Below are 20,438 nucleotides of genomic sequence, written 5' to 3'. Positions count from 1 at the left end.
TAAACATCTCCTTATTATTCTAATGAACAAAAAACTCAGCTGATTTTATATGCTAAAAAATAGCCAGTGGATTTTTATCTTAATTAGTCGTACTGAGTCAATTAGATTGTTTGTAATGGCTAGAATACCATCATTGATGTCAGGAAATGTTCGAATACGCTGTGACTCTTATTCAAGAATAACAAGCGACAACTTTTCAGAAAGTTGTCGCAAAATTAAATTGAATAGGCGATTTATTTTCGCAAACGTACGATCGTGGAATGATGAGCATGAGGTGCCGTTGCGGGTTGCATTAAAGCAGGATTACTGGCAATCGCGTTTGTTGCAGCAGGCAAAAAAGTTCGGGCATGGGAAACTGGATGGGTTGCTAATAGTGCTTGGGTAACATGTGCGGGCACGAATGTTCTTGCATGGGTAACAGGGCGTGGCGTTACTGCAGGTGCTGGTACAAACGTTCTTGCATGAGTAACAGGGTGTGGTGCTACTGCAGGTGCTGGTACAAACGTTCTTGCATGAGTAATAGGGTGTGGTGCGGTTGTTACGGTTATTGCAACTGCTGCAGGAGTCGGTGTTCGGGTATGAGTGGCATGATATACTCTTGCCGGTGTGAATGTTCTGGTGTGTGTAGCATGCGATGTATGAGCATGAGGTAACACACGATGAGGCTTATGAACGCCTTGTGGTCTTGCGGTAACGGGATGATGAGGTTGATGAGTATTTTGTTGATACTTTGGCATGTGATCTTCTCCTTAAGTAAATGATTAGCAGAAATTATCGTAGGCACAAAAAGAGCGCAATCCTTGTGGTGATAAACGCGATAGTTGGTTATGACTGGCGGATAATCGGTCACAATAATCAGACATTTGGAAAATTAACTCATTTTAATATAGCCCTGATATTATCAGGGCTATTCAGTCTTAATGAGGTTTTTCTAATTTTTTATTTTTGCGCTTTTCTTTTTTTTCTGTTTTGTGTTCTTCTTCTAAAAACGCTCTCAAAGTTAATTGTTTATGATCGGGTTCAGCAATAGACGGTAGGGTTGGTGAATTGGGAGGCGTTTTGGTAGTTTTAGGGCTTACCGAAACTTTCTTACGCCGTGATTTTGCAATGCGTTCACTGCTTTGAGGTAGGCTTTCAAGATTTAAGGGCGGTATTTCAGATTGGCTTCGTGGTCGAGTGACGTTATAACCGCTAGGGCTACTGCTTGAGAAACTTAAGGCAAAATGGATTTGCATCGTATCCATTGAGGAAGATGGCTTATCATTAAATTGGATACTTTTTAATTCAGACGTTAATGCTTCTAATTGTCGTGTGAGTTCTTCTTTCTTAAAACCCGTGAAGCGAATAGAAAAATCTTGCGATGAAGTGGGTTCTCGGGGTGTTGCAGACTCTGATTTTGGAGAATCAGGTCGTAGGTAATAATCTTGCTCCATAGTTGTAAGCCGCTTAATCATTTTCTCAATATCTAGATAGGTTGGACGTTTGAAAGGATCTTTCTTGGTTAACAATTTTATCATTTCAACAAAAGCTGCAAACGTGGGGTAACGTTCGTTTGACTTATCGGCAAAGACACTAGGTAAATTGGCTTTTAGATCACTTTTTTGAATGGTTCCAAGGAAATTGCTACTGGCAAAATCGCGCATTTTATATTCAATATATCGGTGATAATTCTCATTGGCAATGAGTTCTGCCAATATTACACCGACTGAATAATATTCGTGTTGTAAATTATAGATGCCATGTTGATTAGGGGGCAAGGTTAAATCAGGCGCTTGATAACCAACCGTGCCGCTAAATGATTTATTTGACTTTTGTATTAAACAGGAAGTGCCAAAATCAATTAATTTAACGTTGACTTTGTCATTGTTAATCTCGACTAAAAAATTGTTGAGTTTTAAATCGCGATGTAATACGCCATCCTTCTGATGAAGTTGTTGTACTTCTGATAAAATTCCCTGAAATAATTTGATCAACAACAATTCGTTAAGGGGTTTTTTTACAAGTTGCCCGCTGAAATTATAATAGCAAATGTCTTGTAAATTAATGCCAGGATAAAAGGGGCTAAATAAGAAAGTCGTTTCGGCTTCGTTTTGCTTATAAAGGCACTGCTCGGCGTTACGATGGATATGATTCAATATTTCAAATTCATTCTGATAATCATCAAAATGAATTTGATTACTGGTTATTTTCACAATCGATAATAGGGGTTTTGTGGGAGTTGGTTTTTTATCTTCGAATAATTCTTGTGCTAAATAGACTTCGCCTTGCGCCCCTTCGCCAAGTTTGGCATTTTTATCGATAGCAAAAACGCGCACTAGCTGATGCCCATCAATAAAGGAGACAATCTCATATTGTTTAGGGAAGAGAGGATTGCTGTTGTCGGTGTAGAGGCTTATCGTGGTTTCTTGAAGTGTTTGCTTACCTAATGCCTGTTTGCGGGCGAGTAAAGCCTCTTTCGATAGTAAAAGCGGTTCTCTCGTGATTGAGGGGATTGTTTGATCAGTTGGACTCAGCAGCATGTTACCTCCAAGATAGTTAACCAAATATATGATTCAACTATAGTCAGTGCAAAGCATTTTGGGTTGAACTTGCTGTTAATTGATCAAGGAGGCGGATGTTGTTTCAATATAAGATGTCATGTAACATGCTTGCCTTACATACATAAGTCAACGAACTAATAAATCTGTCGTATGCCAGAATTAACGATTAAACAAATACAGCAAAAAGCGCGCAAAGGAACGTTACCTGTTCAATACACCATCAAAAGTCCACTGCGGCTTAGCAGTGAAGACTTGATTGAGACTTTAAACTGTTTTAATGACAATCATCAGATGCTGGATTTTATTGATTTATTAAGTGAAAATAGTGAGATCACTATTCTTGTAAACAATAAATTGATTCAACAAGGCTCACGAGATAAATTTATTCATGCTTATACTAATAATTTATATCCTAAAGAGTTAGATAAAACCAAACAAAATCATATTATTGCGCATCTTAAAAGTATTCAATTACCCAAAAAACAACTCAGTTACTTGCTGCGCAATTTAAATTGGAAAGGAATTCAGGATTTTCTACTAGTAGGAAATTATTTTTCAGAAGATTTACTTGAACTTTGTCAAGATTTCGATGAATTAAAAGTCATTCCTGAATTTGCCATTAAGATACTCTATCATTATTTCAATGTCAGCCGACAATGGAGTGCATCTGTTACCCCCTTAATAGATATGTATTATTTTGCATATCGAGCAGGACATGTTTTAGGGTTAGGAGATCCTGTGACGATGTCCTATCATGGGCATCAATATTCTTTTCAAACAGGATATGCACCAACCGAAGTTTCAGCCAAAGTATTGATAGATTACCTCGATGCTTATGCCAAGACAAATTATTCGTCACCTTTATTTGTAGAGATTGAAGAAGCTTATCGGCGGAATTGGCAGCTATTGATAAAAAATACTTGTAGTTATCAAGATAATGCTGCGAAAACATTATTAGCACAATATCAAGCAAATAAACTGATTGCACTGACGCCTGGTTGGGATGATCATGCTGTTAGCATTTCATTGCGTGGTGATTATCTGGTTTATACCAATCGTGGTCCCTGTGGTGATCCGCGTTATGGTTCAAAAATATTTAAAATAAAAGCTCAAAGTTTAATAGATGAAGATTTTCTCAAAGAGCTTATGACTGCGCAATCTCATACGACATTTAATAATCTACTTAAGCGAGTGATTGATTTTAAAAGCTCCGTGGCTCGTTTTTCAAGTAAGATTCAAAAATATGACAATTGTACTTTTTCCAATCCTAAAGCAAATATCGAAGCACTGATTGTGTTATTGCAAACCAAACCCGATGCCAGTGAAGCAGAGATTAGAGAGGTTGCTTTCGCTGAAAGAAATCGTAGAAAATATAAGCGTTTTTCAAATTTCATGAGAAATCGAGAGATTGATGAGCTGGTGAAAAATATGTTTTATGCTCAACATCCTATGCTCATTCAATTTTATGCTCATTTGGTAAAGCAAGTCATCATAGCTCATCATGGTCAAAGAAACAAAACTATCAAAGATAGAAATGACAGAGCGCGAGCACTCGATCTATTTGCAAGAACACCATTAAAGATTCAAACATTGATTCGTCAAGACTCAGCTTTTATGGCTACATTCGATCAAATCCCAAAGCCTGCGGCACGCAAAACTCCGACTGGTTTTTTATGGCGTCATATTGAATATGTCAAAAAGAATCGAGGATATTATTCACATAAAGTGGAAGTAGAAGATGGTTATATTTCAGCAATTGATGATATCGCAACCCCTAAAATGACTTTCAGTTACGCCAATACCAGAAGGCTATGTATGCGCGTCTTAAAAAATTGGTAAGTTAGTCAAGTGTTTGCGTAAACTAATTAACTTATTTAATTAATCCTTAATCCTAGCTTGTTCTAAAAGGTGAATGTATACTTGGCGAATTTTTGTAGTAGTAAAATAGTCTCATAACTAATGAATAACAACGAGCAGTCAATGCACACTTACCTACATTTGTGTACGCAGTATTATGACTGGGACAAGCCGAAGGTTTTTGAAGATGAATTGGCATTTTATATGCAGTACATTCTGGCAGCAAAAGGGCCAATTCTTGAGCCTATGTGCGGGACCGGACGCTTTCTATTGCCTGTTCTAGAAGCTGGATTTGATATTCATGGTTTTGACGCATCCGTGTATATGCTCGAAAAGCTTCAGCAAAAATGCCAACAAAGAAATCTGCAGCCGCTGGTGTGGCGACAATTTTTACATGATTTTAAGACAACCACAGCCTATGATCTCATGCTGATCCCTGGTGGTTCCTTTGGGTTGATTATCGATCCGGTCCAGGTGAAACTGAGCTTACAGCAGATGTATGAACATCTCCTGCCTGGTGGCAAATTGGTTTTTGAGATTGAAACACTTAAAGCCGTTCCAGAACGTTTGGGCGTTTGGGAAGGGGATGCAAAATTCAATCAAGATGATAACGACAGTATGATTATCTTAAGTACTTGTGCATTAAGGCCACAAGGACAGGTAGGTTCGATTATCTGCCGTTACGAATTAGTGCAAAAAGGCAATTTAGTAAAGACTGAAATTGAGCATTTTCAATTGCGGTTTTATACGATAGAAGAAATGAATGAATGTTTAAAATCGGTTGGTTTTAACCAAATCCATCATTATAAAAAATATGACAAGTCACAAGCTGCAAGCAATCAAGATAAATTTATAATTTATGAGTGTGTAAAGTAGCTTTTTTTTCTAGCATATCAGCAATGAACCGCCAATAAGCTTGCCTTTCTTTGGCAAAGACATGACGAATAACCCCATTCTTAACTCGAATATGGCTGTGTAGTTCGCGATCATATTGTTCATGAAAGCGATGGGGCAGAATGATCCAGTCGCCATCATGCGTTTGATCAAAATGATGAATTGTTAAATAATCTTCTGCATCAAGTGTAATAGGACAAAAACCTTGTTGCATGCGTTGTAAATTCGTTTTGCCATGTAAATCCACTTGTGCAAAATCATATAAATGCAAATTTTGATAAACAATATGATTTTTAAATTCAATACAATCTTGCAATAAATGATGCTTTTGTAAAAACTGCTTGCGTTGTTCTAAATAAACTTGCTTGATATAGCCATTGCTGTCTAAATGATGGGTATCTTTAAAAAGCGTGTTAGTACTATGAAACCATCGTCTAGGAACTGTGGATGATGGTTGCTGCGTTATTGATAAGCTTTGCATGGCTTGGCAAAGATCAATTTTGGATGCTCTAGATACTCTGGAACAAAATAGTACTAACATAATTATAATACAAAGAATTTATCAGTTGACTACAATAACAAATTCAATATCGTTATACAAAATATTTCATTAATACTTCAGGTTGCATTTGTGCCCTACGAGAACCATAAAGATCTTCAACAATGTTACCCTCACTTAACACCAAAGTTCGATCACCAAAATGTAGCGCTTGCGACAAACTATGCGTAATCATCAACGCCGTCATTTGCCGTTCTTGGATGATTTGTTGAGAAAGTAGCATAATATTCTGCGCTGTTTTGGGATCTAACGCTGCTGTATGCTCATCAAGCAATAAGAGTTCAGTTTGTTGTAATGTTGCCATGATAAGGCTTAAAGCTTGGCGCTGCCCCCCAGAAAGAGTGCCCACTTTATGATGCAGTCTTTTTTCTAATTGTAGTTTGAGCGGCGCTAACAAAGACTTAAAATTTTGTCGCAATTGCGGATTGATATGGCGTTGTAGGCCACGTTGTTTTCCACGTTTAACAGCGAGACTGAGATTTTCTTCAATCGTTAAATGAGCAAAGGTGCCTTGCATCGGATCTTGAAATAAGCGTGCAATTTTGCAAGAGCGCTTGCAAGCAGACCATCGGGTAATGTTTTGTTGATTGAAATAAATGTCACCTTGAGAAGGAAATGCCTCTCCTGCTAAAACATTCATTAAGGTCGATTTGCCTGCACCATTGCCGCCAATAATGGTAATGAACTCTCCTTGATTGATTTTTAAATGGATGCCACGTAATACATGTTTGGCAAGTGGAGTTCCATGATGAAAATGAACATGAATATTATTAAGTATAATCATTGTTTTAACCTCGGCAAAATCAGCGTGCTAATGACAAGCAAAGCAGTTATCAGATTTAAATCAGAAGGTAATAAGCCAAATTGATTACCATTTAAGGCTAAAACAATAGCAACGCGATACAAGATTGAACCGATGATGCAAGCCAGTAATGCATAAACGACTTGTTTAGGTGAAAATAGAGATTCTCCTAAAATAACCGATGCCAATCCTACAATGATAGTGCCTGTTCCCATCGAGATATCAGCAAAACCTTGTGATTGCGCGAATAATGCGCCGCTTAATGCAACAATGCCATTACTCAATGCTAAGGCAATTATTTTCATTAAAGTAGTTTGGATCCCATAAGCATGACAAATAGCCATGTTGACATGCGTAGCGCGCATCGCTAAACCAAAATGCGTGTGAAAAAAGCAGACGAGTATTACCAAACTCAAGATGACAATGAGAGCTGTTATCCATAAAATAGACCCCCATGAGAAAAGTGTTAACTCATTTTGTAAGGCGACGTTAGGTTGGTTCATCAAACGCAAGTTAACAGAATAAAGCGCAGTCATGACTAAAATGCTAGCCAATATGCCTAAGATATTCCAACGAGTATGTAAATAGCCTGTCAGTATGCCAGCCATCGCACCACAAAGCGTTGCGATGAATGTGGCAAGTAAAGGAGGGTAATGGTTTAGCAGCAGTACAATTGCGACGACACCTCCTAATGCAAAACTACCATCGACCGTTAAATCGGGGAAGTCAATAATACGAAAAGTGATATAAACACCCATCGCGACTAATGCATAAATGAGCCCTAATTCAAAGGCTCCTGATAACTGTAACCAATTCATGATGTTTAACTATCCTTATGAACAACAAGAACAGATAAACCCAATAATTCAGAGGGAATATGAAGATGCAATGCTTTGGCGGTTGTTTCATTAACTACGAGACTCATTTTTTCAGGCGTCATAATAGGTAATGCTGTTTTACCTTTTAGTACTTGGAGAACTTGTTTCCCTGCGGCTCTTCCTACCTCATATTGTGTGTAACCAATACAGGCTAAAACCCCTTGTTTGACTGAATCAGGATCACTTGAGAATAAAGGGAGTTGGTGTTGACGCGTTAATTTCACCAAGGTAGGTAAACAAGAGAATACGGTATTATCAGAAGGGATATATAGCGCATCGATTTTACCGATCATCGAGTTGAGTGCATTTTTAATGTCATTCGTATTATTAACACTGACCGCTATGATCTTGATAGAAGAGGGCGCTCTATCTTTGAATAATGCCAGTGTTTTGGCTGAATTGGCTTCACTGGGATTATAAAGAACACCCACCGATTTCACATTGGGAAGGAGAGCTTGGATAAGCGCCCATTCTTCTTGTAATGGCGGTGAATCGGTAATACCAGAAATGAAATCATTGCCTGTTAATTGTGACACTAAACCTGCTGCAATCGGATCGGTAACTGAAGCAAACACAATGGGAATGTTTGTCCCTCTAGCTGCTTTAATGACCGTTTGTGCGGAAGGTGTGGAAATAGGGACTATCACATCGGGCTTTTGACTCACCCATTTTTTAGCAATCAATGCCGCTGTTGCAAGACTATTTTGAGCATTAGCTTCAAGAACCGTTAGATTGTTGCCTGATGCATAACCATTTTCTTTAAGAACATCTAAAATACCCTTTTTCGCTTGAATTAAGGAAGGGTGAGAGACAATTTCAGTAATGGCAATGGTTTTAAGGGGAAGTTCGTTAGCAATAAGAATGGGAGAAGAGAAAGATAAGAGACAGAGAAGAATTAAAACAAGCTTTACGTTTTTTGCTGCAGTTTTGATGATCTGTTCCATAATAGGCTCCGGTTCAATTGAATAAGGTTACAAAGTAGCTGATTAAAGGCAAAAATCACGGCATAAAAATAGCCTTTAAATCGATAAGAACCGAAGGATGCATAATAATAAAGTTGTGCCATGATTTATTCTTCCAAAGTTAACACTATAGAACATCGAATGTATCTGATATCCTAAGAACTGTAAAGGGGTAAAAATCACGAAATCGCGAGCGGTAGCATTATCGTGATAAACTTAAAAATGATAATAAAGACAATAACTTAATAGAAAGTGAAACCATGCAGACATTTCAAATTGAAATTGAAGACCAAGCGTTACTCGAACAAGGACTAAGCGCAACTATGCGCTTTTTTACAGCATTAGCCAGTAATCAAAAAACGTATAAAAATACTACCGCTATTGTGACTGATATTGACTCTCCGTTTTTAAACATTGCTTATTTAGGAGAAATTAATACTCACGATATCCATGATATTTGCGAAAATATGCATGAATGGTTTAGCCATTACCAAGTTCCTTGGACCCTGGTTAGAACAGCTTTATCAACACCAGCTAATCTTCATGAACTTTTATTACAAGAAAAATTTGGTGTCATCGAATCGGTTCCTTGTATGTATTGCGATTTATCAACCGTCGACACACAATCACATCATCCTGGCATTCGTGTTCAGGAACTATTAAGTAGCGACAATTTGCTAAAATGGATACAACCTATCTGTGAAGGATTTGAAGCGAAAGATGGTGGTGAATTATTTCGTCAATTAAATGAGAAAGTCTCTAAAGAAACAGGCGTCTTAAAACAGTTTGTTGCCTATTCAGAAGAGGAAGTCGTTTCATCCGGTACGCTCTTTTTAATAGACGATGTGGTGATGATTCACAATATCGCCACTAAGACATCTGCATTAAGAAGAGGCTATGGCACCACACTCACACGTCATCTCATGAATGTTGCAAAGCAGTTAGGATTTAAACATTGTTATCTTGAATCTTCGGATAGTGGTTACAATATTTATCGTCGATGCGGGTTTAAGGTGTATGGTATAAACCACTACTATGTCAAAAAACAATAACCAAAACACTCTTTTTGCGTTGATCCTGCGTTACAGGTTGTTTTGCGCTGCTCATTTACGATTAAGTAAACTGCGCTGCTCAAACAACCTGTGCTTTGGCTGAACGCAAAAATATTATTTTTGCTTTAGAAGCAGCTGAATTGGAGGCCTACCCGACCAGGTACCCTTGAGGGGGCAAGTCATCTGCTGTGGGTAAAAAAACACTTTTACTATGCGGCGCTATCTCGTTCTTTTTGTAATTCACGGAAAGAACCGTTGATTTTAGTCACTAATTCAGCAGGGCATTGCGATTTAAATTCGGTCACAATCATTTGCATTTGCGCTGCCTCGTTGGGACCTAAAGTTGCTGAAAGCTCTTTACAAGCTGCATTTTTAGGATTGGGATAAATTTCGTGAAAATAGAAGCGATATAAACGCCCAATCGATTTAATGCAGTCTTGAGAAAGATCTTCTTTGGCATTATTCTGTGTTTCGTCGCTGGGTAAATAGTTTTGTAGATCATTTTGTGGGTCATTTTGCAGATCATTTGCCAATACGTTAAGTGAAAGGAGTAGGAGTAGCCCTGCGCTGATGCTCTTCATTTGCGTTTCCTATATCATTAAAGCTTTCTGACTATGTTTTTTGATGAACTTAATCTTTTGCTAATGAATATTCGATAAGTTGTTGGACGTCAATAGTGAGGGGCATTTCAGATGATATTTTGCCTTATTAAGAACTTTAAGTAATTAGCTGCCTAAATATTTTGTTTTAAAAAGGAATCAGATAATGATGTTAAGAGACTTGAAAGATCAGAAAAAATTGGAAACATTTTTACCTGATGATTTGGATATTTTTCGTAGAATTCTTAAAGCACAACGCGAAAATGATTTGCAACGCTATGAAGAGCTCCAAAACGAATTAACAGATGCACAAATTAATGCCTTCACAGAGTACAAGCATACCCTTAATATGGAAATCTTAGAGCCTACGCCAAGTATGACGACAGCTTATGCTCAAGCGAGGAATACTAGGTCTGTAGTAGGAGAAGCCCCTTCTGTGCTTGAGCCAGAAGAAACAATGCCTTCTAAAAAGAAAAAGAGAATGTGCCATATCCTATAACACAAGGAACTAAGTTTCCTCTTTTGTTGTCTTTAATATAGGTATTCCTCCCAGTGGATGGGTGTGGATGCAACTATTTTAAAGCGCAGGAGGAGATATGTTGCCAGGTGCTCATCAAGAAATTTCTGAAATCATTTACCGAAATGATGAAGAGAGTAAAAATACGCCTGTCATGGATGCGCAAATGTTCAGGCGCTATGCTCTTAACCGTATTGCTGCTGCACGCGCATTAAATGGGGATGAAGAGCAATTAAATGATCTCGAGAGAAAAATTGATGCGCTTTTTCACCCCGATGATTTTTTTGCCTTTCAAAAAGCAAAAAAAGAACAAGAAGACTTTCTTCGTTTTGCTAAAGAAATGGCAGAAAAGGGCTATCATAAAACCCATCAATTAGAAATTCACGAAGCACAAGCGCAATATAAATTAGCATTTGATAGCACTTATAGAAGCGCTATTGAAAAAATGCAACATATCAATCAATTGCTTGCATTTGCGGTGGATCCTAAAAAAGATCCTGCTAAAGTCATTAAGAAAATCAATAGTAAAGCGGATGATTTGCGGGCTAAACAGGCAAGGCCAACACAACACAATACCTATGATATTCAGGGATTAACGGTCACCAGTTCACATATTCCTGAAGGCTGGTTAACCAGCGAGCAAGAAAAGCTATATCAACAGGTACATAAGACAGAAGCACCTAAAGGCAGGCCTTATACCAACCCCAGTACCATTCGTGATGGCCGCCAAGTTGGCCAAGCCAATGCCGTGCGCACTGAAGTAAAAATCAATGATAAAACCGTTTTTGCGGGTCATCGACATGGTTCTCCTTCCGTTTTAAAAATAAACAATGATGCACAAAGGCAACATCGAACACTACAAAATGTGAAACAGATGATGACCTTGGCTGCCCTTGAAAAAATTTCAAAAGGTGAAAATTTAACCGATCCCTTAATATTAGATATTTCTTCAATGAGCTTACTTTCACCGGTGATGAAAGGCGATTTGGTCGATGGTATGAAACAATATCGCCAAGTGGATGATTCACGCTTAGCCTATTGGTCACTGCAAGGGAGACCCATTACCCTTGATATTCAAGGCCCAGATGGCAAACCACTGAAAGTGCAACTAAATTCAACCTTCATGAGTATTGGTGTGAATGCAGTAAGAGGCATAGGGACACCAGCGGCTCGTCAATTAGTACAACGCGTTAATAATCGTGGATTGGATCAACTGATTAATAATGTAACCAAGACCTTTCCTGAGTTGACGGATACTCAATTAAAACGGGTAGCCAAGAGGTTTGAAGAAATGGAAAGTTTACCAGGGATTAGAGACAATAAAGAAAAAATTGCGGCCTTTAATCATCAACCGCTACATGAAGCCTATGCAAAATTAGAGCGTTGCAATGAAGCATTATCTGATCCTAATTTTACAGGAGATCTAAAGGCAATTAAAAAGGAAAGATCCAATGCATTAAAGATTATTGATAAAGAAGAAAAAAAATTAGATAAATTACATCAAGCATTAGCAAAAGGCCGTGAAAACGTTTATAAAAATAGAGCAAATGATTTAAAACTCGTGCTTAATCAATTGCAAGAAACCGGTAGATATAAGGACAATAAAGATTTTCAGAAAATGCAAATTTTTGTTGATGCATTGGATATATATTATAACCAGCCCCAACCTGGCTTAAAGCGGTTTATCGATGTAAAACGTAAAACCAGTGAAAAAAACAAAATTCTCAAGAAAATTGCAAAAACCTCTGATCTAGAAGAAAAAATTGCATTGCGAGATCAAGCCGATGCGATGCAAAAGGAAATTGATTTTTTAAATAAATCGAATTATCGTTTTCAAGCACGATTTGCCATGCTTGCCTCGCACATGGATCAATTTACGGAATGGTTTTGTAAAAGCGGCGAAGATAGAACGGGCTTATTAAATGAACATATTGAAGCATTTTGTATATTTATAGAAAAACACGGTCATGCACCACGTTGGGATAATGCTGATGATCATGTGAAATTTCATGAACTCATGCCTGATGTGCATACTTGTGCACCCAATAGAAGAACCAATCAAGAAAATGATGATTGCCCAGGATTAAAAGTATCCGATCCTGATTTTGAAATGCCAACGGTCAGCTATTATACCGATAAGAAGATGGCAAACATTGTTAAAGAATCCACCAAAATAGGCCTTAGCTGGAAAGAAAAATTACAGCAAGCGTTGAATAAAATCATTGGTGGCGATCCGGTTCACAGCAAAGCAAATTTAGCTACTTCCAGAATTAATCAAGCCGCTACGGCAAGAGAGCCTGTAAGAGAGCTAGAGAGTGGAATACCTCAGCCTGAAATAAGTAAACGGCACAAAGTCTCAAATGGCCAGAATGAAAGGTCGGTATTGGCACGCTCAGCTAGCTATTTACCGTCGGCTTGGAAGGAGCCACATAAAGAAGAGCAACCCAAAACGCCTACTAAAGGCGATGAACCAAGCAAGTCTCGTCGCAAATCAAATAAATTATAGAAATATAGACTCCGATTGAAAACTGCATTTTTATCGTTATGAGATGGTGCAACCGGGCCCTTTTCGTTTGGGTGGTCGTTCTGGAGTAGGTTCTTTTTTCTGAGGTGTAGAGGGCGGATTGCTATCAATGAAATACCCCTGTCTGCGTAATTGCCTTTGCTTAGCCTCAATTTTTGCGACGTCTTCTTTGTATTGACTGAATAAGTAGGGCTCATTACCAGTTAATTTTTTTAATAAGTCTTTTGCATATGCGACGTTTTCGGGAAGTTCTGGTGTCGTTGCTTGTATAATTTCATCAAATTTTTGACGAAGCCCAGGTTCGTATTTCTCAAGATTGGGCATTTCATCTGAGCTACCACCTTTCATTATACCTTCTCCTTATATTCAATAATTTAAGCCGTTAATTCTTTATTACGTTGATGTTGCACGCTTAATTTAATTGCGTAATACAGTTATTTTAGGCATAAATAGTATTATAGCTTCCACAATTTTAAAATTATAGAGGGAGTTAGAATTTATGGTAGATCCTAAAAAGCTTGGAAATGAGTGGATAACTCAGCTTGAAAAGCTTGAAGCAGGATATCGTGAAGTTAATGCTTTAGAAAAAGCCCAAAGTTCAGCAGAAATAATAGCTGAAAAAACGAACCAAGTTCAAGCAATAAAAAGCAAACTGACTGAGATTAGCAGAGAAATATCTCAACTGGGTAGCGATCAAGAGAAGCAAGCCGCATTAAATTGTTTCTATGAAGGTTCTGGTCCCTACAAAGGAAGAACGCCACTAACCGCATTATCTTCTCTTGACCCAGGTGTGTTACCTGGCAATGACGCACAAGATTACCTTGAATTTCTGGTCGGCAATGGTGCAAACCTGAATCAGCTGGATTCTGCTGGATACGCACCGATTCATTATGCTATTCATAGTGCTGCCAACAGTTTAAAAAATAAAGGTGTAGGAGCAGTTGAATATTTTGATCAATTAATGGCACAAAACGGAATTGATATTCATGTGCAAAGCCGAGAAGGCATCACGCCCATCCAACAAGCGATGATTACCAACGAATTGGGTCTTATTACCCCCTTGGTCAAATTAGGTGCAGGCTTGGAATTGCTTGAATCTCATAAAAAGATTCCAGGAAATGAAAAGTCAGCCAATGCAGGCGGCAACGAAGGAGAAAATAAATTTCAAGATTTATTTATATATCCTAACAAAGGAAAAACCCGTGCCTATGTTGAAGAAGCTTCAACCGAAAGAGCTAGAATAGTAAACCGAGATGGTCCTGGAGGAAGATTTACTATCGATAATCTAGAAACTCAGTTTCATCGCGACAGCATTCTTGCACTCGCGGATAAAAAAACGGATGAAGATGGAAATCCATATCGCACTAAAGTTTATCGAAGTCTCGATGAGGATATAAAAGCAAAAGAAGTAGAAATTGCAAAACGTCAGGCAGAATTATCAGCTGATGGCCAAGTACAGAAAGAAGAAATAGATAATCAATTAAAAACATTGAGAGATGAATTAGCAAATTTATCTCGATTGAATCAAAATGTCATATTTGAAAACATGGATAAATTTTATGCAATCATTGCCAATCCTGCTGAGTTTTTGCAAAAAAATCAAGAAGAACAGCAAACACTCCTAACGAGTATATTTGACCCTAAACATATTCCTCCCTTTGATAAGCTGAACCCACTGTTAGAACAGCGTGCAGCATTCTTAAAAAAACTTCGCGAAGAGCGTTCAGCAACCAAGGAAATTGCAAATACCATTATGCTTGGACATCGACTTGGTTTTGTTGGAAAGTTTGACTATGAGGTCGACGGTAAAAAAAGAAAGGCAATCGCTTATGAAGGGTTCAGCGTCTATCATACCATGTTAAGTATTAATACGCGTGTCAGTGATTTGAATGCGCTGGTTCAAAAGGGAGAGCCTATACCTCATGTCACAGCTCAGTTTACTCAGGCAGAAAAACAAGCTTTGCAAATCGTTGCTGATACGTATAAAAATATGGATAAAACATTTGACACCGACACTTATACGGCACAAGCAAATCGTTATAAAAATAATCAGCCTATTTTAATCCCGTGTCATTGGCCAGGTCATATTGCTAATATTGTGATGTATAAAGATAAAATATATGTTTCCAATAAAGGTGGCGGTACTTTAGTGCCTAGTGTCAGATGTTATCAAATCGATGTTTCTAAACTACCCAGAAATGCTAATGGAGAATTGGATGGTACCAAATTAGCGAGTTTGATTGAAACGTTAAGCACCAAAAATCGGAAATCAGATATGTCTGCCAGTTTAGATCTCGATGAACTTAAAGCCCTTGGCCCCAAATTACTGTATGAACGAAGGCTACAAGGACAAAAACAAGGTAATTGTACTTATACCAATACGAAACGTGGGGCCGATGCCATTATGATGGCGCTAAAAGATGATGCAAATCAACTGCAACAGAAAAAAGATAAGGGTGAAGAACTTACGCCACAAGAAAACGATATTTTAAAATATAAGGATATTGACAATCAAAAAGTATTTAAAGCCTTCACAACGTATGATCGCTTTTCCAGCATTGATGAGTATATTGAAAAACATAAAGATTCCTCTAATATTCACAAATGGGATCCTCTTGTCAGATATTTACAAACAAAAGCTAATGGTAATGATCCTCGCTCAATCGAAATTGCAAAACATGTTTTAGACAAATTAAAATCACCGCCTATTAACAAAAAGGAAAATGAGATTGTTTTGGATATGAAAAATCTTAAACATAAACCGAGCCGTGGTGATAATTTTGGGTATTTTTTACGCCATTTAGAAGCAGGGCTACTAAAAGGAGATCGTCAACATCTCAGTAAGGCGTTTTATTTGACAATTCCTGGTGGGGTTGCTTTCCAACGAAATAAAGGTTTAATTGCTGCAGGGATGAATCCCAATGAATTACCCCGCAGTAATCTGCAAAAAATGATTAATTTTGTCTCTAAACCATTTCGTTCAAAAGAAAAAGAAGCAAGGACCTCTGTGCAAAGTGTTATACAAGTTAATCCTTCTTCTCTTGCACCATCCACCGATAGTGCTGCAGCAAATGTGTCCACAGCCAAGCGCAATGTTGAACAGAGAAAAAGTGCAGTCCTATTTGATTCGCCAACACAAGCTGGTGAGGGGCACTTTGAAAGACAGCGTGCCCAAACGGAATTATCAAGTCAAAAGGCAGACCAGCCAAAAAGAAAATTAACCCACTAGCGTTCTTTCATGAATATGAAGCCTTTATTGATCTCGCTTTCTTTTACGTGAACCGTCACTATGATGATGTTGTATTCCTTTGCTAACATGTTTATCCTTTTGCAAGGCCTTCATTTCACGTGCTAGCTTCTCTTTCTCAATTTTCATGGTATGTTCTACAGTGATGGCTGCGCGTTTAATAGTGCTTTCATTTTCTTCTATATTGGAATGGTCATTGTGATGTTGAAAATCACTGGCATTAATCAGCATTTCTTTGCGTTTTTTTGCCTTGGCTTGTTGTTTCTCTTTTTTTGCTTTTGCTTTTTCAGCGATTTGCTTTTTTGTTTCTTGTGCTTTTAAACTGGTTTTTGCATTGGTTACGAGCTTTTTTTCTTTAAGCTCCTTAATTTCATCCTCTGTTTCTTGTTTACGTTTATCATATGGACCTAAGTGCATAAATCCTCCTCATTCGTCTTATCTTCTTGGGTTATACGTTGTCCTTGCATCCATTTTTTCTTCTTGGGAAAGGGTAGCACCTTGTGAGAGCGTTGCTTTTAAATTGGTTAAGAGCTCTTTTCCTTCTGGCCAATTCTTTGATGTTTCATTTAATAATCGCTCAATAGTGACAATGCCAGGATTATCTTTTAAGCTGCGAGCAACATAATCAAGTGTTGATACTGCATAAAACTTGTCATACTCACGGAAAGAGATGTTAAATGCTGGATCATGCATGGTCGTAGCATGAGCGGTATTGGCTTCATTGAGTTGCTTTAAGATTAATTTTAAACTGTGCCGTTCTTGTTCTTTATATTTAGGCTTGCCATGAAATTTCTCTAAAATAGTTTTGGCATGAACTAAGTCATTAATAAAATCATTCATTACCTTTTCATTGGTGTTATTAGAGGGTGGTTTTTGAGTTGGTGTCGCAGAGGCATCAGGCGTCACAACAGTCACCGGCACAGCTTCACTCAGAGGCAAGGGGCGGTGAGGGCTGATAAGCATTGCTTTGCGTTTGTCAACTTGTGCTTTTTGCGGCGCTTTACTAGGAAACCTTGCTACTTTTTGTTCACTAATTTTATGGGCTGTTAAGGCGTTTTCAGCTAAGGTTCTGATTCGTGGATCGCTATGTTTTGCAGCTTTACGTAATTGTTCTTCAATGTTATCCATTTGATCTTGAATGCTAATTTTTCTTTTTAAGCTATCAGGACCATGTTGCATGGTTGTGAATTCAGTTTTAAGTGATTGATATTTTTCACTTAACGTAGGAATATTAGCCATTAAATCTACTAACACGAGAGCTTTTTTCGCAAGCTCAGAAATTTGTTTATCAGGATTGGTTGTCGCTTTTGTCAGTTTATCTTTTATTTCTTCTGCTTTGATGGCTAATGGTTTGGCTGCATCATGATTACCATGTTCTTTGAGTTCTGCTTGTAATGAAGTGGTTTGATGGTATTTATCTGTTGCATTTTTTACAAAATCAATAGTATTTTGTGTGTCAGCATCAACTTCTGTTATCACCCGTGCAGCTTCAATAAGCTTATTTAATCTTTTTGTGTCAAGGTTGTTTTTTTCAGCAACCTTGGCAATATTGTTGATAAGGTTATAAGCAGCCGCTTTATCGACCTCATTTGCTTGATGCGCATTTTTAATAATTTGTTTAATGATAAACTTATAGGCCTTTTTATTTAAAAGTACAGATTCCTTTTCATCTTTCTTTATTTTAACTTCAAGATAGACAGGCACAGCTTGTGCGGGAAATTTAGCAAGTAGTTCGCCAAGTGGCATATTGTCCGATAAGAGAATTGTCCGTGCTCGGAATGACATTGAACGATGATGTGCAACGTCTTCATCTACTTTAAAACGATTGACTCTTTCTCTGATTGATGATTGCTGACCTGTTGGTTTCTGTTTTTTTACTTGTTTGGTGAGATGCTCAAAGCGCTGATAAATTCTACTGAGAACATTTAATTTGTTTGCGTTAATATCACCATTATCTAGCCGGTCTTTGGAGCCATCATCGGTAAAGGTCAGATCTTTGGTAAACATGCCCATATAAGGAATAACAATTTCGTCTTTATGATCATTCATTAATGCTCGTAAATTTTTCAGATCCGCGTCAGTCGGATTCAAGACATTTTTAGAACGATCAAGAATTGCAGCAATTTCTTTGTTTTCGTGAAGATGCGTTTGACGGAAAACAGAGGTTGTATTGAATGCACCATAAATTGCCATTGCTGTACTGTAATCATGAGTACGAATAGATTCTTCTAATACTTTGCAATAAAAAAGCGCGATTCGTTGCTGATGTTGAATGGTTTTTGCACTGACAATATCATCAGCAATAGCGTGTGTTAATGCATCAGCATAACGCATGAAAGCAAGGATATTGGTTTGCTCTTTTCTATCGGCTTTACTCCAGGCTTGTCGGTAAAGGTCAGAGGATTTGACGTTAACAAGATGTGCCATACCTATTTTTTTGAAATCGCTCGCAATGACTTTTGCCACCTCATCTAATCGTTTTCTTGAAACGGTTTCGTCAAGCAGCTCATGTTCTAAAAATTGATCGATATCTAAAGGCGTAACGCCTTTGAGAGGGCTTAATAAAGCATTGATTTGTTGTTGGTTATTTTCTTTTAAACCTGCTGCCAAGTCAGATGCCGATTTGATATTTTGTTCAAATGCAGCAGCTAAAGATTTTAATTCAGGGGTTATTGTTGCATCTTGTTTTATGGTGTGAATGAGACCATTAAATGCTTGAGCAGTCAAATTGTCTTTGGGTAGTTCTTGAGAAAAATTGGGAAAAAAGTTTTGCATATTGTCGACTAAAATTAACTCATGTAGCAAAATCATTGCATTATTTAGAATTTGCTCTTTCCTAGAGGCTAACGTTGTTTTTTGATACAGTTGATTGATGGCCTGAAATATTTCCTCAGGTTTCATAACGGTTAATAAACTATGAGCATAAGCGGCAATGTCTTCTGGACTATATTCGATTGTTTCATTTTCTTTTAATTTTTCTGGATTTTTAAAACCACTCAATAACTGATGAAGAAAATTATCTTCAACTTTGCCCAAAAGACCTGCCTCGGTTAACGCCTCGATAGCTGCCTTGCGCACTTGTGGATTAGGATCGGCAGTAAACTCATTCATTTTTTTCATATTGCCAGTAATAGCAGCATTTAATTGTTCAATTGCCTTTTGATCCATGTAGGCATATTGTGGATCCTTCCTGTTAAGAGCCGCGACATACTCATCTCGTTTTTTTACTTTACCGGCATGTTCTTTCTCAAACGCTTTAATAATATTCATTTTTATTCGTGCTTCTTTATCTGGCGCTTGCCATTGCACATTGGAATTAGTTGGTGCATGTTGTACGGTTGTTGGCATGAGGACTTGAGGTTTAATTGCCTGTAACATGGTACTCATTAACCCTGCTAGATTTTCTTGAGGGTTAGGTCTTTGGTTTAAGATCTTGCCATGATTTTTTCTTAAAGCTTCAACAGCTGCATTTTTATCATGCTCTGCATTTTCGTGAATTGATTTTAGATAGGCATCTAATTTTTGTTTATAGAGTGTCTGTAAAGCGTGTAATACCAATTGTTGCTGCGCCGTTGCCTCAGTTGCATTTTCTGACCATTTCATACCCGAGGTCTTATTAGAGATGAGGCGTTGTACTCCTCTTTTCTTGGGTTGCTGCAGGAGCTGGTTATAAACATCGCTCAATTCATTTAAAGCGGTTAAAGGATCATTAGAGACCCTTGCCCGGAGTATATCCGTGATGTCACCAAAGACGGCTTGGTTAGTATTTGTGATAGGTGCAATAAAACGAAATCGAGCGAGTGCTCGCTGGATGCTTTTAGCATTATGATCCATGGTGAACTCCGTCAGTTGTATACACCTAATATAATATCTTTTAGTTTACTGACATAATGTGATGTTATACAAGGCTGGAACAAAATCGAGGTCAAAATACTATTGGTGTATTTGCAATAGACATCAATTAATCACAATATGTTGTGGCATCCATAACTATTAGTCGTTATCAT

The 20,438-nt window shown here is 37.8% G+C and carries 16 protein-coding genes; 6 read left to right on the top strand and 10 right to left on the bottom strand.

The window, feature by feature from the left end:
- Positions 1-233: 233 nt before the first annotated feature.
- Both HT99x_RS12120 and HT99x_RS12115 read right to left on the bottom strand, forming a co-directional pair.
- Positions 234-737 (bottom strand): hypothetical protein, encoded by a 504-nt coding sequence (locus HT99x_RS12120; RefSeq protein WP_075067070.1) that lies wholly within the window; start codon positions 735-737, stop codon positions 234-236.
- Positions 738-917: 180 nt separating this feature from the next.
- On the bottom strand, positions 918-2,519 hold the full coding sequence (locus HT99x_RS12115) for a protein kinase domain-containing protein (RefSeq protein ID WP_075067071.1): 1,602 nt from the start codon (positions 2,517-2,519) through the stop codon (positions 918-920).
- A gap of 171 nt (positions 2,520-2,690) precedes the next feature.
- On the opposite strand from HT99x_RS12115, the gene HT99x_RS12110 reads away from it, so the two are divergent.
- Both HT99x_RS12110 and HT99x_RS12105 read left to right on the top strand, forming a co-directional pair.
- Positions 2,691-4,379 (top strand): hypothetical protein, encoded by a 1,689-nt coding sequence (locus HT99x_RS12110; RefSeq protein WP_075067072.1) that lies wholly within the window; start codon positions 2,691-2,693, stop codon positions 4,377-4,379.
- A 141-nt stretch (positions 4,380-4,520) separates the two neighbouring features.
- Positions 4,521-5,273 (top strand): methyltransferase domain-containing protein, encoded by a 753-nt coding sequence (locus HT99x_RS12105; RefSeq protein WP_158003408.1) that lies wholly within the window; start codon positions 4,521-4,523, stop codon positions 5,271-5,273.
- On the opposite strand, the gene HT99x_RS12100 is transcribed toward HT99x_RS12105, so the two are convergent.
- Genes HT99x_RS12100 through HT99x_RS12085 form a run of 4 tightly spaced genes read right to left on the bottom strand, consistent with a single transcriptional unit; the run spans position 5,248 to position 8,474 of the window.
- Complete coding sequence (locus HT99x_RS12100) at positions 5,248-5,832, bottom strand: HNH/ENDO VII family nuclease (RefSeq protein ID WP_083482945.1); 585 nt, start codon at positions 5,830-5,832, stop codon at positions 5,248-5,250. The two genes, HT99x_RS12105 and HT99x_RS12100, sit on opposite strands and share 26 nt — an antisense overlap.
- A gap of 52 nt (positions 5,833-5,884) precedes the next feature.
- Complete coding sequence (locus tag HT99x_RS12095; RefSeq protein WP_075067075.1) at positions 5,885-6,634, bottom strand: ABC transporter ATP-binding protein; 750 nt, start codon at positions 6,632-6,634, stop codon at positions 5,885-5,887.
- Positions 6,631-7,470 (bottom strand): ABC transporter permease subunit, encoded by an 840-nt coding sequence (locus tag HT99x_RS12090; RefSeq protein ID WP_075067076.1) that lies wholly within the window; start codon positions 7,468-7,470, stop codon positions 6,631-6,633. The genes HT99x_RS12095 and HT99x_RS12090 overlap by 4 nt, the downstream gene beginning before the upstream one ends.
- Positions 7,471-7,475: 5 nt before the next feature.
- Entirely contained in the window at positions 7,476-8,474 is a 999-nt protein-coding gene (locus HT99x_RS12085) for an ABC transporter substrate binding protein (protein WP_083482725.1), read from the bottom strand.
- A 278-nt stretch (positions 8,475-8,752) separates the two neighbouring features.
- Here HT99x_RS12085 and HT99x_RS12080 point away from each other — a divergent pair, with 278 nt between their 5' ends.
- Entirely contained in the window at positions 8,753-9,544 is a 792-nt protein-coding gene (locus tag HT99x_RS12080) for a GNAT family N-acetyltransferase (protein ID WP_075064672.1), read from the top strand.
- Between the two features lie 209 nt (positions 9,545-9,753).
- On the opposite strand, the gene HT99x_RS12075 is transcribed toward HT99x_RS12080, so the two are convergent.
- A complete protein-coding gene (locus tag HT99x_RS12075; RefSeq protein WP_075064673.1) occupies positions 9,754-10,125 on the bottom strand; it encodes a hypothetical protein in 372 nt (123 codons plus the stop codon).
- A gap of 184 nt (positions 10,126-10,309) precedes the next feature.
- Between HT99x_RS12075 and HT99x_RS12070 the strand changes: the two genes are divergently transcribed.
- Together HT99x_RS12070 and HT99x_RS12065 are read left to right on the top strand one after the other, a co-directional pair.
- Positions 10,310-10,642 (top strand): hypothetical protein, encoded by a 333-nt coding sequence (locus tag HT99x_RS12070; protein WP_075064674.1) that lies wholly within the window; start codon positions 10,310-10,312, stop codon positions 10,640-10,642.
- 97 nt (positions 10,643-10,739) lie between these two features.
- Entirely contained in the window at positions 10,740-13,166 is a 2,427-nt protein-coding gene (locus HT99x_RS12065; protein ID WP_075064675.1) for an inositol phosphate phosphatase SopB, read from the top strand.
- Positions 13,167-13,202: 36 nt separating this feature from the next.
- Here HT99x_RS12065 and HT99x_RS12060 read toward each other — a convergent pair whose 3' ends face one another.
- Positions 13,203-13,532: a hypothetical protein gene (locus HT99x_RS12060; protein WP_075064676.1), complete on the bottom strand. Its 330-nt coding sequence runs from the start codon at positions 13,530-13,532 to the stop codon at positions 13,203-13,205.
- A 151-nt stretch (positions 13,533-13,683) separates the two neighbouring features.
- Between HT99x_RS12060 and HT99x_RS12055 the strand changes: the two genes are divergently transcribed.
- On the top strand, positions 13,684-16,413 hold the full coding sequence (locus tag HT99x_RS12055) for an ankyrin repeat domain-containing protein (protein WP_075064677.1): 2,730 nt from the start codon (positions 13,684-13,686) through the stop codon (positions 16,411-16,413).
- Between the two features lie 24 nt (positions 16,414-16,437).
- Here the strand turns inward: HT99x_RS12055 and HT99x_RS12050 are convergent, their stop codons facing one another.
- Together HT99x_RS12050 and HT99x_RS12045 are read right to left on the bottom strand one after the other, a co-directional pair.
- Complete coding sequence (locus HT99x_RS12050; protein ID WP_075064678.1) at positions 16,438-16,848, bottom strand: hypothetical protein; 411 nt, start codon at positions 16,846-16,848, stop codon at positions 16,438-16,440.
- An 18-nt stretch (positions 16,849-16,866) separates the two neighbouring features.
- Positions 16,867-20,265, bottom strand: coding sequence for a RasGEF domain-containing protein (locus HT99x_RS12045; protein WP_075064679.1), 3,399 nt, complete (start codon positions 20,263-20,265; stop codon positions 16,867-16,869).
- Positions 20,266-20,438 lie beyond the last annotated feature (173 nt).

This window comes from Candidatus Berkiella aquae (assembly GCF_001431295.2).
Lineage (GTDB): Bacteria > Pseudomonadota > Gammaproteobacteria > Berkiellales > Berkiellaceae > Berkiella > Berkiella aquae.
This window is presented reverse-complemented; position numbering and strand designations above follow the sequence as displayed.

Coding starts and splice junctions, on each gene's coding strand:
- HT99x_RS12080 (WP_075064672.1), top strand. CDS start 8,753: ATGCAGACATTTCAAATTGAAATTGAAGACCAAGCGTTACTCGAACAA.
- HT99x_RS12085 (WP_083482725.1), bottom strand. CDS start 8,474: ATGGAACAGATCATCAAAACTGCAGCAAAAAACGTAAAGCTTGTTTTA.
- HT99x_RS12055 (WP_075064677.1), top strand. CDS start 13,684: ATGGTAGATCCTAAAAAGCTTGGAAATGAGTGGATAACTCAGCTTGAA.
- HT99x_RS12065 (WP_075064675.1), top strand. CDS start 10,740: ATGTTGCCAGGTGCTCATCAAGAAATTTCTGAAATCATTTACCGAAAT.
- HT99x_RS12115 (WP_075067071.1), bottom strand. CDS start 2,519: ATGCTGCTGAGTCCAACTGATCAAACAATCCCCTCAATCACGAGAGAA.
- HT99x_RS12090 (WP_075067076.1), bottom strand. CDS start 7,470: ATGAATTGGTTACAGTTATCAGGAGCCTTTGAATTAGGGCTCATTTAT.
- HT99x_RS12100 (WP_083482945.1), bottom strand. CDS start 5,832: ATGTTAGTACTATTTTGTTCCAGAGTATCTAGAGCATCCAAAATTGAT.
- HT99x_RS12075 (WP_075064673.1), bottom strand. CDS start 10,125: ATGAAGAGCATCAGCGCAGGGCTACTCCTACTCCTTTCACTTAACGTA.
- HT99x_RS12120 (WP_075067070.1), bottom strand. CDS start 737: ATGCCAAAGTATCAACAAAATACTCATCAACCTCATCATCCCGTTACC.
- HT99x_RS12095 (WP_075067075.1), bottom strand. CDS start 6,634: ATGATTATACTTAATAATATTCATGTTCATTTTCATCATGGAACTCCA.
- HT99x_RS12050 (WP_075064678.1), bottom strand. CDS start 16,848: ATGCACTTAGGTCCATATGATAAACGTAAACAAGAAACAGAGGATGAA.
- HT99x_RS12060 (WP_075064676.1), bottom strand. CDS start 13,532: ATGAAAGGTGGTAGCTCAGATGAAATGCCCAATCTTGAGAAATACGAA.
- HT99x_RS12105 (WP_158003408.1), top strand. CDS start 4,521: ATGCACACTTACCTACATTTGTGTACGCAGTATTATGACTGGGACAAG.
- HT99x_RS12045 (WP_075064679.1), bottom strand. CDS start 20,265: ATGGATCATAATGCTAAAAGCATCCAGCGAGCACTCGCTCGATTTCGT.
- HT99x_RS12110 (WP_075067072.1), top strand. CDS start 2,691: ATGCCAGAATTAACGATTAAACAAATACAGCAAAAAGCGCGCAAAGGA.
- HT99x_RS12070 (WP_075064674.1), top strand. CDS start 10,310: ATGATGTTAAGAGACTTGAAAGATCAGAAAAAATTGGAAACATTTTTA.